General features: G+C 35.8%; 21 protein-coding genes and 1 pseudogene. 18 read left to right on the top strand and 4 right to left on the bottom strand.

The annotated features are described in order from the left end of the window. Positions 1 to 52: 52 nt before the first annotated feature. The 5 genes from ctaD (at position 53) to BMW36_RS13310 (ending at position 4,439) form a co-directional block, all read left to right on the top strand. Positions 53 to 1,903, top strand: a complete 1,851-nt coding sequence (gene ctaD / locus BMW36_RS13330) for a cytochrome c oxidase subunit I (protein WP_245711690.1) — start codon at positions 53 to 55, stop codon at positions 1,901 to 1,903. Continuing rightward, positions 1,903 to 2,523: a cytochrome (ubi)quinol oxidase subunit III gene (locus BMW36_RS13325; protein WP_089741923.1), complete on the top strand. Its 621-nt coding sequence runs from the start codon at positions 1,903 to 1,905 to the stop codon at positions 2,521 to 2,523. Before ctaD ends, BMW36_RS13325 begins: the two co-directional genes overlap by 1 nt. A 3-nt stretch (positions 2,524 to 2,526) precedes the next feature. Beyond that, entirely contained in the window at positions 2,527 to 2,850 is a 324-nt protein-coding gene (ctaF, locus tag BMW36_RS13320) for a cytochrome c oxidase subunit IVB (RefSeq protein ID WP_089741921.1), read from the top strand. Between the two features lie 207 nt (positions 2,851 to 3,057). Continuing rightward, entirely contained in the window at positions 3,058 to 3,933 is an 876-nt protein-coding gene (gene ctaG / locus BMW36_RS13315; protein ID WP_089741919.1) for a cytochrome c oxidase assembly factor CtaG, read from the top strand. Between the two features lie 50 nt (positions 3,934 to 3,983). Next, a complete protein-coding gene (locus tag BMW36_RS13310; protein ID WP_089741917.1) occupies positions 3,984 to 4,439 on the top strand; it encodes a DUF420 domain-containing protein in 456 nt (151 codons plus the stop codon). A gap of 24 nt (positions 4,440 to 4,463) precedes the next feature. On the opposite strand, the gene ytvI is transcribed toward BMW36_RS13310, so the two are convergent. Further along, on the bottom strand, positions 4,464 to 5,519 hold the full coding sequence (ytvI, locus tag BMW36_RS13305) for a sporulation integral membrane protein YtvI (RefSeq protein WP_089741914.1): 1,056 nt from the start codon (positions 5,517 to 5,519) through the stop codon (positions 4,464 to 4,466). Between the two features lie 93 nt (positions 5,520 to 5,612). Beyond that, entirely contained in the window at positions 5,613 to 5,981 is a 369-nt protein-coding gene (locus tag BMW36_RS13300; protein ID WP_089741912.1) for a YugN family protein, read from the bottom strand. Between the two features lie 150 nt (positions 5,982 to 6,131). Between BMW36_RS13300 and BMW36_RS13295 the strand changes: the two genes are divergently transcribed. The 7 genes and pseudogenes from BMW36_RS13295 to coaD all read left to right on the top strand — a co-directional run bounded on the left by BMW36_RS13295 (position 6,132) and on the right by coaD (position 10,021). Further along, positions 6,132 to 7,157, top strand: coding sequence for a CAP domain-containing protein (locus BMW36_RS13295; RefSeq protein ID WP_175480467.1), 1,026 nt, complete (start codon positions 6,132 to 6,134; stop codon positions 7,155 to 7,157). A gap of 89 nt (positions 7,158 to 7,246) precedes the next feature. Further along, on the top strand, positions 7,247 to 7,660 hold the full coding sequence (gene ylbD, locus BMW36_RS13290; RefSeq protein ID WP_245711684.1) for a YlbD family protein: 414 nt from the start codon (positions 7,247 to 7,249) through the stop codon (positions 7,658 to 7,660). A 12-nt stretch (positions 7,661 to 7,672) separates the two neighbouring features. Beyond that, positions 7,673 to 7,906 (top strand): YlbE-like family protein, encoded by a 234-nt coding sequence (locus BMW36_RS13285; RefSeq protein WP_089741907.1) that lies wholly within the window; start codon positions 7,673 to 7,675, stop codon positions 7,904 to 7,906. 66 nt (positions 7,907 to 7,972) lie between these two features. Continuing rightward, positions 7,973 to 8,413, top strand: a complete 441-nt coding sequence (locus tag BMW36_RS13280; protein ID WP_089741905.1) for a YlbF/YmcA family competence regulator — start codon at positions 7,973 to 7,975, stop codon at positions 8,411 to 8,413. 24 nt (positions 8,414 to 8,437) lie between these two features. Continuing rightward, positions 8,438 to 8,713 carry a YlbG family protein gene (locus BMW36_RS13275; RefSeq protein ID WP_089741903.1) on the top strand — a complete coding sequence of 92 codons (276 nt, stop codon included), beginning with the start codon at positions 8,438 to 8,440 and terminating at the stop codon, positions 8,711 to 8,713. Positions 8,714 to 8,971: 258 nt separating this feature from the next. Continuing rightward, positions 8,972 to 9,529: pseudogene (gene rsmD, locus BMW36_RS13270) on the top strand (16S rRNA (guanine(966)-N(2))-methyltransferase RsmD); the annotation flags it as partial. A 6-nt stretch (positions 9,530 to 9,535) separates the two neighbouring features. After that, a complete protein-coding gene (gene coaD, locus BMW36_RS13265) occupies positions 9,536 to 10,021 on the top strand; it encodes a pantetheine-phosphate adenylyltransferase (protein ID WP_089741899.1) in 486 nt (161 codons plus the stop codon). On the opposite strand, the gene ylbJ is transcribed toward coaD, so the two are convergent. Next, complete coding sequence (ylbJ, locus tag BMW36_RS13260; protein WP_089741896.1) at positions 10,012 to 11,202, bottom strand: sporulation integral membrane protein YlbJ; 1,191 nt, start codon at positions 11,200 to 11,202, stop codon at positions 10,012 to 10,014. The two genes, coaD and ylbJ, sit on opposite strands and share 10 nt — an antisense overlap. Positions 11,203 to 11,344: 142 nt before the next feature. On the opposite strand from ylbJ, the gene BMW36_RS13255 reads away from it, so the two are divergent. Further along, positions 11,345 to 12,358, top strand: a complete 1,014-nt coding sequence (locus tag BMW36_RS13255; RefSeq protein ID WP_089741895.1) for a SepM family pheromone-processing serine protease — start codon at positions 11,345 to 11,347, stop codon at positions 12,356 to 12,358. 39 nt (positions 12,359 to 12,397) lie between these two features. Here the strand turns inward: BMW36_RS13255 and BMW36_RS13250 are convergent, their stop codons facing one another. Further along, complete coding sequence (locus tag BMW36_RS13250) at positions 12,398 to 13,597, bottom strand: nucleotidyltransferase (RefSeq protein ID WP_175480465.1); 1,200 nt, start codon at positions 13,595 to 13,597, stop codon at positions 12,398 to 12,400. Between the two features lie 184 nt (positions 13,598 to 13,781). Here BMW36_RS13250 and BMW36_RS13245 point away from each other — a divergent pair, with 184 nt between their 5' ends. From BMW36_RS13245 to BMW36_RS13225, 5 genes are all read left to right on the top strand, one after another. Next, positions 13,782 to 14,303: a YceD family protein gene (locus tag BMW36_RS13245; RefSeq protein WP_089741892.1), complete on the top strand. Its 522-nt coding sequence runs from the start codon at positions 13,782 to 13,784 to the stop codon at positions 14,301 to 14,303. Positions 14,304 to 14,317: 14 nt separating this feature from the next. Next, positions 14,318 to 14,491 (top strand): 50S ribosomal protein L32, encoded by a 174-nt coding sequence (gene rpmF, locus BMW36_RS13240; protein WP_089741890.1) that lies wholly within the window; start codon positions 14,318 to 14,320, stop codon positions 14,489 to 14,491. Between the two features lie 157 nt (positions 14,492 to 14,648). Continuing rightward, entirely contained in the window at positions 14,649 to 15,104 is a 456-nt protein-coding gene (locus tag BMW36_RS13235) for an RsfA family transcriptional regulator (protein WP_089741888.1), read from the top strand. A 174-nt stretch (positions 15,105 to 15,278) separates the two neighbouring features. Continuing rightward, a complete protein-coding gene (bshC, locus tag BMW36_RS13230; RefSeq protein WP_089741886.1) occupies positions 15,279 to 16,901 on the top strand; it encodes a bacillithiol biosynthesis cysteine-adding enzyme BshC in 1,623 nt (540 codons plus the stop codon). 168 nt (positions 16,902 to 17,069) lie between these two features. Beyond that, positions 17,070 to 17,286, top strand: a 217-nt coding sequence (locus BMW36_RS13225) for a transposase family protein (protein WP_139180322.1), incomplete at its 3' end; no start/stop codon positions are given.

Below are 17,286 nucleotides of genomic sequence, written 5' to 3'. Positions count from 1 at the left end.
TGTTGATTGGACGCAAGAGAACAAAGAGGGAGGTTAACTCAACGTGAGTACAATGGTAGCTAATAATAAGAGAAGTTTTGGCTCAACATTGTGGGATTACTTAACAACAGTAGACCACAAAAAAATTGCCATATTGTATTTGGTTGCAGGTGGATTCTTTTTCATCATTGGTGGATTAGAAGCATTAGCTATCAGATGGCAATTAGTAAAACCTATGAACGACTTCGTTAGTGCTGGTCTTTATAATGAATTAATTACAATGCACGGAACGACAATGATTTTTCTGGCAGCAATGCCTTTGATCTTCGCATTTATGAATGCCGTCGTACCTTTACAGATTGGTGCTCGTGATGTTGCTTTTCCATTCCTTAATTCATTAGGTTTCTGGTTATTCTTATTCGGAGGAATCATGCTTAATGTCGGGTGGATTACTGGAGGAGCAGCAGACGCAGGCTGGACAGCATATGCACCGCTTTCTACCACATCACCAGGTGAAGGTGTAGACTATTATGTCCTAGGATTACAGATTTCAGGTGCGGGTACGTTAATAGGGGGGATTAACTTCCTTGTAACTATTGTAAATATGCGTGCACCGGGTATGACATATATGCGTATGCCATTATTTACTTGGACAGCTTTTGTCGCAAGTGCACTTATTTTATTTGCATTCCCTGCTTTAACTGTAGGTCTATTCTTAATGATGTTTGATCGTTTATTTGGTTCAGGGTTCTTTGATCCAAACATGGGCGGTAATTCCGTTATCTGGCAGCATTTATTCTGGATATTTGGCCACCCCGAAGTATACATCCTAGCATTACCTGCTTTTGGGATATTCAGTGAAATTATCTCTACATTCTCGAGAAAGAGATTGTTCGGATATTCTGCAATGGTATTTGCGACAGTATTGATTGGTTTCTTAGGATTCATGGTTTGGGCCCACCACATGTTCACAGTAGGTATGGGACCTGCAGCTAACTCTATTTTCGCTGTTGCGACAATGGCAATTGCTATCCCTACTGGTATTAAGATCTTTAACTGGTTATTTACATTGTGGGGCGGAAATATCCAAATTAATACACCAATGCTCTGGTCTTTAGGTTTTATTCCAACATTTACACTTGGTGGTATGACCGGGGTAATGGTTGCTGCAGCATCTGCTGACTATCAGTTTCATGATAGTTACTTTGTTGTCGCACACTTTCACTACGTAATTGTTGGTGGGGTTGTATTCGCATTATTTGCTGCTACGCATTACTGGTGGCCAAAAATGTTTGGTAAAATCTTAAATGATACATTAGGTAAAGTAACATTCTGGTTATTTTTTATCGGTTTCCATTTAACTTTCTTTATTCAACACTTTTTAGGGTTAATGGGTATGCCGAGAAGATATTGGGTGTTTTTAGAAGACCAGGGATTAGATTTAGGTAATGCAATTAGTACTACTGGTGCCTTCCTAATGGGACTTGGCACGATCGTATTACTTTACAATATTGTTGTAACATCAGTAAAAGGTGAGAAAGTCGGATCAGATCCGTGGGATGCGCGAACACTTGAATGGGCAATCCCGTCTCCTCCGCCGTTCTATAACTTTAAGCAATTACCTTTAGTCCGTGGTTTAGATCCATTATGGATTGAAAAGACGGAAGGTAGGAAAGGTATGACACCTGCTGAACCGATTAGTGATATTCATATGCCAAATAACTCATTCTTGCCATTTGTCATGTCATTAGGTTTCTTTATAGCAGGATTTGGTTTTATTTATCAGAAATATGACTTGGTTTGGTTAAGTCTTGTATTTATCGGTATGGGTATTGCACTTGGTGCAATGCTAATGAGGTCAGTTAAAGACGACCTTGGTTATCATATCCATAAGGAAGATTTAGTAAAGGAGGCTAAGGAATAATGAGCGAACATGATGTATTAAATCCGAAACAAATGCCTCTTAATCCTGAAAAAGCCACCTTGGAAGGCAAAAACAAATTTATTGGGTTCTGGTTTTTCCTTGGTGGAGAGACAGTGCTGTTTGCTAGTTTATTCGGAACATATCTAGCTCTGAATGGTTCTACAAATGGTGGAAGTTCATCCCAAGAGCTATTTGGTTTAGAATTAGTGTTCATTATGACAATGCTGCTTCTCACTAGTTCATTAACGAGTGTTTATGCAATGTACCATATGAAGAATAATGAATTTAAAAAAATGCAAATCTGGCTCGGAATTACTGTGGCACTTGGGATCGGATTCTTATGTTTTGAAATATACGAGTTCTATCACTATATCCACCACTATGAATTCACTATGCGTTCTTCTGCATTTGGATCAGCATTCTACACATTGGTAGGTTTCCATGGTGGACACGTAGTATTTGGTTTATCCTGGATAATCGCATTAATGATAAGAAATGCAAAAAGAGGATTAAACTTATATAATGCGCCAAAGTTTTATATTGCAAGTTTGTATTGGCACTTTATTGATGTTGTCTGGGTATTTATCTTTACAGTAGTATATCTAATGGGGGTGTTGTAGGAAATGGCAGAGAAAACATCTCTTCATCCGGCACAGTTAGATTATGAGAAACAAAAACGTAAAGAAGAAATGAAACAGCAAGTGATTACGTTTGCTCTAATGATCATCTTTACTATCATTGCTTTTTCAATGGTTATTGCTGAGCTAAACAAGTTATTTGTTATTCCAGTTATCTTCGTATTAGCAGCAGTACAAGTTGGGTTTCAATTGTATTATTTTATGCATATGAGCCATAAAGGTCATGAGATGCCGGCATTTATGCTGTACGGAGGCGTATTCGCTGCTTTCTTAACAATCCTTGCACTAGCTGCATTGGTTTGGTGGTAAATTAAACATGGACCTGTGTAATAAGTACACCTTATTACACAGGTCCTGTTTTATTTATAATTTTCTATAATTAAAAGTATCAAGTAAGAGAATGAGCTTTTAGTGTTCATTAAATTGTTGAAAATAAGTTGTTTAATTCCTTTTTAAATAGTGATTGTTCCGTTATAATAGTATCTGATGGATTGAAACGATATTGGAGTGAATATCATGTGGCAACAATTACAAATTTTTGGTTTTAGAGCATTATGGAGTCCATACTTTGCTCTGTTTATTGCATTACTGTCGATTGCTTACTTTTTAATCTTTATTAATCGTAAAGATGGCAGAAATGTCACACTTGAACAAAGTGTATCCTTCTATACTGGAATAATATTGCTTTATTTAATTAAAGGATCTCCAGTTGATTTACTGTCACATATCATGTTTACCGCACATATGGTACAGATGGCATTGTATTATTTATTATTTCCTATCCTTATTATTAAAGGACTGCCAAAATGGTTTTGGCAAGGAATATTTGATTTGAAAATTATTGGAAGTATTCTACGACTACTTACAAAACCGCTGATTGCATTGTTATTGTTTAATGGCTTGTTCTCGTTCTATCATATCCCTGTTATTTTTGACTTTGCAAAGGGAAATGAGATTGCACATGCTTCAATTACAGGAATTATTCTAATTGCTGCATTTATTATGTGGTGGCCAATTTTTACTCCATTAAAAGAAATGGACAAACTATCCCCATTATTGAAAATCGGTTATATTGTCGCAAATGGGGTGCTCATTACACCTGCCTGTGCATTAATTATTTTTGCTACGACTGGTCTATATAGTACGTATGGAGCAAGCGGTGGTTGGATTCAGGCATTAGCGCTGTGTGTTCCACTGGATGTTTTAAGTGGATTATCCTTAAGCGGTCCTGAAATGTTTTCTCCATTAGGTCTTGTAGAAGATCAGCAATTAGGCGGTATATTAATGAAAATCACACAAGAAATCATCTATGGTATTTTACTTGCAAAAATCTTCTTCCCATGGTTCAGAAGTGGTGAAAATAAGATTGATCCATTGCCAGCTCATGAATAGATTTAAAGAGAGATCTAATAAATATTACTACTTAAGGGAAGGGAAATACGATGCATTTATTACCAACTATTAGTACATTTTTTATTATTCTTAGTGCCATTCTTGTTGCAATAGGCTGGAGACAGATAATTAAAAATAATTTTAAGGCCCATCGTAAAGCGATGATATCTGCTGCGTATAGTGCGTTAGCTTTTTTCATTATATATATATCAAGAACGATATTTATTGGTAATACCAGTTTTGGCGGGCCGGAAAATTTGAAAATATATTATACGATCTTTTTGATCTTTCATATTTTCCTTTCAACAACTGGTGCCATATTTGGAGTGATCACCTTAACACTGGCCTTCAAACAAAATATTAAAAAGCATCGCAAAATTGGTCCCGTTACGAGTATTATTTGGTTTGGCACCGCTATAACGGGTGTAGCTGTATATATACTACTTTATGTATTATATGATGGCGGAGAAACAACCAGCTTAATTAAAGCCATTTTAGGCACATAAAAAAACTACCTGATGGTAGTTTTTTTATATCTTAAAATTCCACTTTATGATACCAGCTTCTTTCGCAGAGTTAAATGCGATAACTAGCAGTGGTCCTACAATGAAACCGAGAATCCCTAAAATTTGGAGTCCGATATACATTGCGATTAATGTAGCTAACGGAGATAAACCAATATGTTTACCCATTACTTTAGGTTCTACTGTCCTTCTGATCGCAAGTAAAATAATAGCAAGAACAGACAATTGTACCCCTGTAACTGGATCACCTGCAATAAACATATATAATGCCCATGGACCTAAAATAACAATAGAACCAATGATTGGAACGAAGTCTATTAGCCAGATAATCAATGACATAATAAGCGCATATTCTGGGGCAATTATCCATAGTCCGATTAGGGAAATAATAAATATGATAATACTGACAAGAAATTGTGCTTTAAAGAAACCCAGTATTACATAAGATAATCGTGCATTCATAAATTTTACTTTTTCTGCCGTTTTCTCTTTTAAATGTTTGTACACATTAGCCTTCAACTTAGGGAGTTCAAGCATAAACAAAAATAAAGCAATTAAGTAGACAATCAGACTTACTATTAGTTCAGGGACAAGACTGACTACTTTCGCCAGTCTTTCAAATTTAAGCACTTCTTTTAAACTGTTGCTTAATGTTAATATGGTTGATTCTATTTCATCTTTTATCTGTTTCATTAAATCTTCAGGAATATCTGACGTAAAATGGTCTAGATCTGCTTGCCACACTATTATCTGGTCATAAATTTGTAAGATATAATCAGGTACTTTTTCAGCAAAATTGATAACCTGTGTCACAGTTTTAGTTATCGCAAATGTCCCGATAACACTAATTACTAATAAAAATAATAGAAAAACAAATGTGACAGCTAGTTTTCTGTTTATCTTAAATTTAGCAATAAACCATCTAATTAATGGGTTTAGAATTAACGCAGTAAAGAAGGCAAGAATCAATGGAATGGAAACAGGTAATATGTAGTATCCGACGATTAATGTAACGGCTATAGTTAAGATTAACTTCCAATATTGCTTCGTGAAATTCTTCATTAAAGTAAGTACGAGCTCCTTTCCACTAGATAGAGACAATGTGTTGAATTTTTAAAAAAACGGCTGTAAGAATACAGCCGAGTATGTATGGAATCATGATTTAGCAAATGGTTCAATATTTGCTTTTACATTTTGCAAAATACTTGAGGCACGATTAACAAGTGATTCGGGAAACTCCTCATTTTCACCATATTCGATCCCGTGAGGGTAGTAATGTTTACCTAACAATGGTGTTAGTAATTTTATTACTGCATCACCTTTGTCTACATCACCTTCTAAAGCATAGCCTTGTACTCTAATATAATATGTAATGTTTTTCTCAGGTGACCCAACTTTATAGTCATAAGTTACACGTTCATAATCCCATTGGGAAGCAAGGACAAAATTAGCTTTTTCCATTCCGTTATTAAGTGGTTTTAAATCAATAATTAAGTCTTCAATTCCTGTGTCTAAAATCTTCAAAATATTCACCCCATCTAATATTTTCACTAAAACTATAATAGTATGAATTGTTGAAAGATGCAATTTATATTCAACAATCTGTATTAAAATTCTTACTTTGATTATATATTCTAGTATAACCTATTTTACTTAAGGATGGTGTCTGTATTTATGAAAAAGATATTAATTTTTCTATTAATTGCTGCTGCAATAGGGATTTTTTTCATATTCTATGAGGAAGAACTATATTCAGGTAATAATCAATATATAAAAATGTCAGTCATAGATACCAAAACAGAAGTGATCGAAAATCATCCCAGTATCATGTACAATCAATCTCTTTGGCGGTATATAGGTAAAAATATTGATGAATTTGAAAAGGAATATGGAGAAGCTTCCCGGACTGATTCGACTCTATATGGTTATGAATGGAAAATATATCAATCGGATGATGATTATGTCCAGGTAGGGGTTGCCGATCAACACATCGTTACACTGTACACAAATTCAAAAAAAAGAGACATGCTTCCATTTGCAATCGGTATGACTTCTGAAGAACTTAAGCAGACATATAAGCTTGTTGATTCCATAGAATTTGATCATTTACGTTTTAAGCTAACTAGTAAAGATGTTAGTGAAAGACCGGTAATACAGCTGGAAGAAAACATATTCGCTCAATTATTTATTGATACGTTTACGGATAAAATTGCAGGCATAAGGTTTATGGATAAAAAGGTTTTTGAATTACATAAACCTTATGAAGTTTATTATTACGGGGAAATTAAAGAACCAGAGGAGCCAAGTGATCAGGATTGGGGACAAATAGAAAAGGGGATGGAAAATCAGATTTATGATATTACTAATGCCATAAGAACAAGTTACGGGGTAAGCACATTACAATGGGACGAAAAAGCGAGTATAGCTGCAAAAGCACATAGTACGGATATGAAGAAGCAGAACTATTTCTCACATTACAGGCTAAATGGAGATGGGCTGCAGGAGAGGTTACTGGAAGCAGGTGCATATTATTTTTCCGCAGGTGAAAATATCGCAGCACATTATGTAGATGTTCCTGCAGTTATGCATGGCTGGTTAAATAGTGAAGGACACAGAGAAGCCTTATTAAAAGAAGATTATACACATCTTGGTGTTGGTGTATACCGGCTATACTACACTCAAAATTTCCTTGAAAAATAAAATAGTTGCACCATTAACACGATATTCGCCGTGCCATCATAAACTGAAAAGAGAATTATGATAAGCACCTGTTTTATAAAGGAAGTGATATGGTGAAAAAAACAAATAATCCTTCTGTACAGCAATTTAAAGATTTCCTGCATCGGAATCCTCAACTTATTAAATCAATACGTTCCGGTAATATTAATCTCCAGGAATGTTTTGAGCAATTTGTATTGTTAGGTGAGAATGATCCGGTGTGGGAACAATACGGTCAATCAGCAATGGAAGGTAATAATGATCATAACAGTAAGTATGAGGATGAAAAAAAATTTAGTAAATGGTTAGACAAAATCAGCCAGTTAGATCTTAATCATGTGGAAAAGCATATTCATGATTTACATGGAGCCATTGACCAGGTAATAAAAGTTATTGATCAGTATAAGCATTTTACAAATGGAGGAAATGATAGGCAATCGATCCAGTCAGGGAGAGATCCATTCTCATTTCGTATTAGAGATTAGGAGGTTTCGAATTTGGAACCAGAGAGTTATTATTTTTTAGAACACCGTCAGGACTTATGGACCTTTATTCGAAGGAATCCCGAATGGTACAGATATTTAACGAGAGATACTGAAAGAATAAATGAAATAGACCAGTTAGCTAAGCAATATTTTGGCAAGACAATTCCTCAAAGGTTAGAAAAAGCACAGCATAACATACAATTGGTGAGAATGTTAATAGATATGGCAGGGGCGTTTCGTGATTAATGAAAACCCCTGCCTCTTTTATTTTGGTCAAAATGTTGGTATGATACCATTATGGAGGTGTTAAATATGTTAGCAACAATGGAAATTGTTGATATTTTAGATAAATCAGAAGTATTAGGTCAAGTTATTTTACAATCAGAAGTGAAGCAGTCATTTGATGAAGCGAAAGAAAGGATGGAAAACGATAAAGAGGCACAACTACTCATTTCTAAATTCAATCAGATGAAAGACTTATATGAAGAAGTAGAGAGGTTTGGACGCTACCACCCTGACTATAGTACAATTATGAAAGAAATCCGTGTAGCAAAACGGGAAATGGATATGCATGAAACAATAGCCGCTTATAAAGCTGCTGAAACGCAACTTCAGCACCTATTAGATGAAGTTAGTCAAATTGTCGCATATAGCGTTAGTGACAAAGTGAAAGTACCAAAAGACGGAGCATTATTAACAGATGGCGGCTGTGGATGCGGCTCAGGTGGAGGATGCGGCTGCAAAGCTTCGTAATTTTGAAAAAAGCGAGGAAGAACAATGTTAACAAAAAGACAAGCTATTATTGTGTGGTTTCATCATATGAAAAATGTGAAACAATTAAAGAGGTATGGTCATCTGGTGCATGTATCAAAAAAATTGAAATATGCAATGATCTATGTGAACCAGCATGATTATGAGGAATCCCTCAAGATGTTTAAGAGGTTACCATATATTACAAGAGTGGAACCTTCTTATAAACCATTCATTAAAACAGATTATGAAAATGCAGCAACAGATAAAGCGAAAGAGTATGATTATAAAATGGGAATATAATTTCTAATAAAAAAACCTGCAACTGATCAATAAGTTGCAGGTTTCTTTTTATTTTCTTTTCGAAAATAAAAAGAATAAAGGGAGAGGAGAAACCGGAGGAAGAACTTATGGGGAATGGTAAGTCTTCTCCGAATAAAGCAACTTTTGTTGCTTTATCTAAAGTTTGTACAACAATGCTTCTGTTTATACATCATAATTTGAGGAAATAAAATTTCCGTGCTATAGTAAGATAGATTTCACTCAGAGAAAGAAGGGAATAAATTGAGAGTTATCGCTGGAAAATATAAAGGTCATCGAATACAGGCTGTTCCGAATAAGTTAACAAGACCAACATCTGATAAAGTAAAGGAATCCCTCTTTCAGATAATTGGACCGTTTTTCGATGAAGGTATTTGTCTTGACCTTTTTGCTGGCAGTGGATCACTAGCTATCGAAGCCTTAAGCAGAGGGATGGAACAAGCTATTCTGGTCGATAAACAACCGAAAGCCATTTCTGTTATCAAATCGAATGTAAACCATATAGGGCTGGAAAAACATGTAGAAATATACCGTAACGATGCAATCAGAGCCCTTAAAGCGATAAAAAAGCGGGATATAAAATTTGATATTATTTTCTTAGACCCACCCTATTATAAAACTTCTTATGAGAAATTACTAAATACGATAGATGAATACGACTTAGTGAAAGATAATGGACTGATTGTATGTGAACATGACGCATCATATCAGTTGGATGTTGATTTTAGTAATTACCGTCTGAAGAAAAGAGATAAGTTAGGAAATACGACAGGAATTTCCATATACGAGAAAGGATGAACACTTATGACTAAGTTAGCCATTTGCCCAGGCAGTTTTGATCCAGTTACATATGGTCACCTGGATATTATCCAGAGAGGGGCCAAAATTTTTGATGAAGTGATTGTGGCGGTTTTCAATAATCAGTCAAAATCACCTTTATTTACTGTGGAAGAAAGGGTGAAACTGTTGGAGGAATCAACGAAGGATATTGTCAATGTACGTGTTGATTCCTGTAATGGATTATTAATGGATTATGCAAAAAGCCAAAATGCCCAGGCGGTGTTGAGAGGTTTACGGGCGGTAACAGACTTCGAGTATGAAATGCAAATAACATCAATGAACCGGAAGTTGAATGAAGAGATTGAGACATTTTTCATGATGACTAATAATCAGTATTCTTTCCTGAGTTCCAGTATGGTGAAAGAAGTCGCCAAATATAACGCAAATGTCTCAGATCTCGTGCCATTCATTGTGGAACAGGCTTTAAGAAAGAAATATAATCACTTGTAAGAGCGTTGTTTAATAGTTAAAAATATAAAAACAATAAGACTTATGATGGTTAATTCCATCCCAACTTCCTGAACTGCTGTATAGAGAGTATTTGATCGGTCTGAGATATATTCACTCCAGACCGGCTGGGCTCCTTGACTATTACCAACTAAATATACCGGTCTAAATAGGGCTATTACAAGGAAGGACGCAAAAATACCGTGAAGAAGCCTCGCGAAAAAATATGGGTAAAAGCGTATATCCGTTTCAGCTAACAAACTGGCTACCTGTGCTTGGACAGATAAACCGTTAAATGCAAGGATAAATGATAACAAAATAGCATACACAAGCGTACTGCCTGTTCCAGAAGCTATTTGCTGAGCACCTAATGTGATTTCAAATAAACCTGATAAAAATGCTGGTGCAAGTTCGACCGGTAAGTGGAAAAAATCGAGAATAACAGCCAAAAAATTTGCCAGAACAGTCATTACCTTTACCTCATGAAATATTCTTGTTAACACAGAGAATAATGTAATAAAACCACCTATTAATAGTAAAGTATGTATGGATTGAATGATAGAGTCACCTAGTATTTTCCCTAATGGACGGTTATCGTTCATTCTCGTTTGATGAAGTTTTTCAAAAGCCTTTTTAAAGGAAAAAGGTTCTTTTTTGGTTGCGGATCTTATATTTCTTTTATAAAATCTCATGCAAATCCCGACAAAAAAATTACTGATATAATGAGTTAAAGCGAGCAGTATTCCGAGCTGCTGGTCATGAAAAAAACCAATAGATACTGCTCCAATAATAAAAAGCGGGTTGGAAGCATTAGTAAAAGAAACTAAACGTTCCGCCTCTATCTTAGATAATTGATTCTCCTGCCTTAATCGAACAGTAAATTTTGCACCAGAAGGATAACCGCTTGCCATCCCCATTGCCCATACAAATCCTCCTACCCCTGGAACATTAAATAACGGGCGCATGATCGGCTCGAACAACACACCAATAAAATGGACAACCCCAAATGCTATAAATAACTCTGCAACGATGAAAAAAGGCAATAGTGAAGGGAAAACGACGGATGCCCACATCTCAATCCCTTTTTTGCTGGATTCTAGGACAGCTTGGGGCAGCATGATAATGGAAAGTGCCATAAAAAGGGCGAATAGGGCATACATTATTGAAATGGCTTTATATTTCACACATATCCTCCTTAATAAATACATTTCTGTACGATTGATAAAAGAAGTAGTAAAATGGTATGGTGGCAGCTTGTCTATAATAAAATTTATATGATGATATATCTAAATATATACATTAACGATAGTCAGAGAGGGCGATGACATGAAAAAACAATGGCTGAGTATTGCTTCCATAACAGTTTTAGCAATACTTTGTGCGCTATTTTTTGTTTATGAACTGCCGTATTACATTTATAAACCGGGTAGTGCGGATGCGTTAAATCCAATTGTAAAGGTTGAAGGTGGTTATGAAAGTGAAGGTGATATGCATCTTGTGACGATTCAAGGTGGACAGGCTACACCATTTTATTATCTCATGGCAAAACTAAGAGATTATCATCAGGTCGTACCAATAGAAGAAGTTTACCATGATGGAATATCACAAGAGGACTTTAAGCAAATGCAGTTAATGATGATGGAGAGTTCTCAGGAGGCATCAACCGTTGTTGCATATGAAGCAGCAAAGGCTGAAATAGAGATTCAGTACAATGGGGTATATGTTGTTTCAGTGATAGAGGACATGCCTGCAGCAAAAGTCCTGCAAACAGGAGATCGGATTATTGAGATAGATGGCATGGGAATAGCGGAAGCAAATGATTTAATTGATTTTGTGACAACGAAACAGGTTGGTGACAGAATAACGTTGACAATTATCAGGGGAGAGGAACAGATGAAGAAGTCCCTCACTCTAGCGGAACTGCCGGAGAATAATAAACCTGGAATTGGCATACAGCTCGTAACAGATCGGGAAGTTAATGAAGAACCTGAATTAACATTTTCAAGTGGAGATATTGGTGGTCCAAGTGCCGGCTTAATGTTTGCTCTGGAGATTTATGATCAGTTAACTGAGGAAGATTTGACGAAAGGCCATCAGATTGCGGGAACAGGAGAAATTGATTATGAAGGAAATGTCGGGAGAATCGGCGGGATTGATAAAAAAGTAATTGCAGCAGACCGTGAAGGTAATGAAATCTTTTTTGCTCCTAATGAAGGTGGGAGAGAGGACTCTAATTACCAGACAGCTAAAGAGGTAGCAGAAAATATTAATACAGATATGAAAATTATTCCTGTTGACACTTTTGATGAAGCGATACAATATTTGCAGTCATTGGAATAGCTGGTGAATTGGAGGAGATTTCCAGGCAAAAGCAAGACTTTAAGCCTTTATAAATGGTGGCTTGAAGTCTTGTTTTTTTGCAATGATTTGCCTTTCTGTTTCAAGAATACTATAGTATGCGGAAGCAATCCTGTTATCTAAGTCGTAATCCGGATAAGGTTTTTTATTGCTAGTATAGAACTTTATCTCCTCATTTTTTAAATTATGTAAGTATTCTTTTCCGGTCGCAGACATTGCTAATATGCGCAGTGGAGGAGAGCCGCTTAATTTCTCTTCTATATCAGCTTTTGTAATATTTGTAATAATATTTACCAAAATTCTTTGTAGACTTGTCCAGGTATATCTTTTTGTTTTAAGATTTGTCATAAACTGCTGAAAGTTTGATGCATCCTTCATTGAACGGATGAGACGGTTTTCCAGCCCTTCCTTTACCCCGTGAATTTGTTTTAAATAACTCGTGTTAATTGTTAAAATACGGTAACGCAAGTAAGAGAAGTATTGATCCCAACTGTGGAAACCTCCGAATTGATTTCTGTAATTGTTCAGTATTTCCGTTGTTTGTATCGGGACGGTTTCAGCTATATCTGTTGGCGGTTTATTTGAGAATAACTCCTTACGAATACTTGTAGCACTAGCAAATGGTTTTGTTAAAGACTGGTCGTGATACTCATTTTGCTGTCTTTTAATAGTAAATGGTTGTATAGATGGATCAATTTGCAAGATCTTTTCCAAATATTGTGTACCTAAAACATTGTTAGGTTTTGTAAAGTCGATTGTTAAAAAATTTCCGCCTATTTTCCGGTATGCTGCTTCATGTGCTGCCGGATAAGCATTTCCTTCTTTTAAGGCGTTTTTAAGATGTTGATGGTATTCTCTATAATTTCCATTGATTAAGTTAATTATTTCATAAAATTCATTAATTTCTCCGTGTTCACTGCCAAAACAGATAGAATCTGCTTTAAGGAGACTTAAAATTCTAATTGCACCTTCAGCAAACAACTCGCTGTGTTGTACGGCGTAGTAATAAGGCAGTTCAATGACTAGATCTGCTCCTTGTGAAACAGCGAGTTGCGCTCTGTGGTGTTTATCTATAACAGCCGGCTCTCCTCTTTGCAGGAAATTTCCGCTCATTACTGCAATCATACAATCCGCATTCGTCATTGCTTTTGATTTATTTAGATGGTATTTATGACCATTATGGAAAGGGTTGTATTCAACAATTAATCCACATCCTCGCACAGGTATAACCTCCAAACTTTGCAATATCAGTTCATTCTTGTTAAAGTGGGGGAAAGGTATATTTATTTTCTATTGTTACAGTATAGCATATATCGAGCATTTTTTTATGTTACTGTAAAGAAAATATGTTGACAAATAGCTCATTTCCTTTTAAAATATTTCTTGTTGCCTTGAGGTGATTCTAATGAAAATTTCGTTACAAAAATTAAAACAATCCCATGGTAATCCATTTTCATTTGATGAGATGGTAGATGTTTCAGAATTGGAGAAATTAGATAATGATATTAGAAAAATTAATCCGGTTCAAGTGAAAGGAACCGCAAGGATAGACGGTACGGAAATCACATTTGTTTTTGATATCACAGGGGAGATGATATTGCCTTGTGCCAGAACGTTAGTTGATGTTCCATACCCGTTCACAATTCATGCTGCAGAGACATTCACGACATCATCTTATCGAAGTGACGATGAAGACGTGCATAAGATTGATACAGAGGTGCTTGACTTAACACCTTATATCAAGGAAAATATAATCTTAGAGATACCTTTCCGTGTATTTGCCGAAGAAGAAGTATTAAAAGCGAATACTATTTCGGAAGGTAAAGGTTGGACACTGATGACAGAGGAACAAAACAGTAAAAAGGTTGATCCTCGTCTTGAAAAGTTAAAAGCCTTATTAGATGACAACAATAATGAATCTCTTTAAAGGAGGTGTAAGGCATGGCAGTACCTAAGCAAAGAACATCAAAAAAAGTGAAAAGACAAAGACGTACACATAAAAAATTGCATGTACCAGGAATGGTAGAATGTTCAAATTGTGGTGAATTAGCAAAACCACACCATGTATGTAAATCTTGTGGACACTATGACGGAAAAGAAGTTGTAGCTCAATAATTTATATACAGTGTACAAAGAATAGTGTAAGTAGACAAACCTACTTACACTATTTTTTTATGCAATTTTTCTAAATTTAGTAAAATTTTTATTAGAAAAATTCTATCTCATCTATTATATGCATACATTGATAGCAGGAAATAGAGGAGGTGGATAGATGCAGGGACATCGTCAAGATGCATGGACAAAAGACGAAGATGTAATTCTGGCTGAGACGGTATTACATTATATTAGAGAAGGAAAAACACAGCTTGAGGCTTTTAAGGAAGCGGGAAATAAACTATCTAGGACATCAGCTGCTTGTGGTTTCAGGTGGAATGCAACTTTAAGGAAACATTATGAGCAGGCAATTCAATCAGCAAAAAACAATCGGAAAAAAGTAAACCCATATACTGATGCAGAAGCGGTACAAGAAATGGACCAACCTAATTTTACACAGGTTATTCAATCTTTGGAGAAGATTTCACAATACTATCAAACGATCGATCAGGCGAAAAAGTGTAAGGAATTAGAAGAGGAAAACCGCCAACTGATTGATAAATTGCAATTATCCAATCACTTATTAGAAGAAATTAAAAAAGTACTGGACAAATGGGATAAGTCGCATAATTAAAAATATGTTGTATTTCAGGACTTCATCACTGGTGAAGTTCTTCTTGTTTAATTCCCCCATTGTCATCCACTTCGTAATAACTGCTTGAAACAAATTGTGTGCGTTTCGTATCTTATTTATGTAAAATACAAGTGAACTAATACATATTATCGAAAATAAAGGAGCCTGTTATCGATGCATATCGAACATATAACACTCAACTCATCCAATAAATTCCTTACAGATTACTTCGCCCAGAGCAAGGAGTTAATGCAGCATTATGATTATCGTCCATTTGATCATAATGTTTTCATGCAACGGGTAAATGATCTGAAAGAAAGGACATTTGATAGAGAGAATTTAGCGGATGTGTTAGAAAAATTGAACAATAGATGGGAAGCTTCGGAACAAACATTTGAAAATATTGATAGAATACGAAGACCGGATAGTGTGGTTGTGATCGGTGGACAGCAGGCAGGGCTATTGGGTGGGCCGCTATATACCGTACATAAAATTATTTCTATTTTGCAATTAGCTCAGGAGCAGGAAGCGAAATTAAATATCCCTGTCATACCGGTTTTCTGGATTGCTGGAGAAGACCATGATTATGATGAGGTAAACCATATTTATCTGCCTGTTGAAAATGAGCTGCAAAAACTGATTTGGAATGATAAGTCCCATGAGAAAGCTTCTGTTTCCAACCGCGAAATCAATCAGGTGCAAGGATTAAACTGGCTGAATACAGTATTCTCTAAATTGGAGGAGACGGCATTTAGTAAGAGTCTGTACAATAAAATTAAAGACTTGTTAACTCAATCCAATACTATGGTTGATTTCTTCGGGCGATTTATGCATGAGCTATTCAGAGAAACAGGTATTGTATTTGTCGATTCCGGTGACAGGTTAGTGAGACAGTTGGAAAAACAACACTTTCAGGCTTTAATAGAGAAGCAGTCAACATATAGTAAAGAAGTTTTCCAATCTTTACAAAGTATGAGAATAAAGGGTTACAATGTTTCCGTAGAAGTGGAAGAAGATGATGGCCATTTATTTTATCATTACGATAACCAGAGAATCCTCCTGAAACGCGATGGGCAGGAGTGGATAGGAAAAAATAATGAATGCAGACTGTCCCATGAGGCTTTACTGGAAATCGCTAACAACCAGCCCGAATTACTTAGTAATAATGTAGTAACAAGACCTGTTATGCAAGAAATGCTCTTCCCAACATTAGCTTTCTTTGGCGGGCCAAGTGAAGTAGCTTACTGGTCAATACTTAAGCCGGTGTTTCGTGCAATAGAGATAAAAATGCCGCCAGTGCTTCCTCGTTTTTCTATCACGATTGTTGAGAAGAAAATAAAAAAAGCGATGGAGCAGTATGCTATTAAGACAGATGAAGCTATATCCGGAGGGGTAATGACGAGTAAGCAAAACTGGCTAAACTCCCAATTAACTCCTCCTGTGGAATTATTAACAGACCAGGTTAAACAAATGATCACTTCGGCACACAAACCTCTGGTGGATCAGGCGAAAGGAATAAAGACAGATATAGGAGAATACGCTGAAAAAAATCTGCAATATATTTTGGATCATGTAGAGCAATTATCTAATCGAATGAATAAAGAGCTTCAACTGAAATTTCAGAAAGAACTAGCAGATTTTGATAAAGTACTGGTGCATCTTCGTCCGGAAGAGGGTTTACAGGAGAGATTATGGAATGTGATTTACTTTCTGAATAAATACGGACCGGATTTCTTGAGAAATAACCTTATCCAAAACTATGAGGATATTCAAAAACATCAGGCTGTTTATTTGTAAATATAATGGAAGAAGTGAGATCTAGCAGAAGCTGGGTCTCTTTTTTTAGGCTCTAAAATATATGTTGGGGTAAAGAGAAAATTCAAACAAATTAAAACACGCAATCTCCTAATTTTGTTACACTTTGTTTAGACCAATAAACAAATCACAAAAAGGAGATGCGTGTAATTGAATTCTAACATTTCTTTACCAGGATTAGAAGGGGTTATCGTTACAAAGTCATTCGAACAAGATGGCAATTACCAACTTCATGTGGAATTGGAGCGTGTCCCTCATCATTGTCCTAGTTGTAACCAAGTAACAGAAAAAGTGCATGATTATCGAATACAAAAAGTGCAACATCACCATATTTTCGGTAGACAAACCACGTTATTTTATCGAAAAC

The sequence above is a fragment of the Gracilibacillus ureilyticus genome (assembly GCF_900111195.1).
Lineage (GTDB): Bacteria > Bacillota > Bacilli > Bacillales > Amphibacillaceae > Gracilibacillus > Gracilibacillus ureilyticus.
This window is presented reverse-complemented; position numbering and strand designations above follow the sequence as displayed.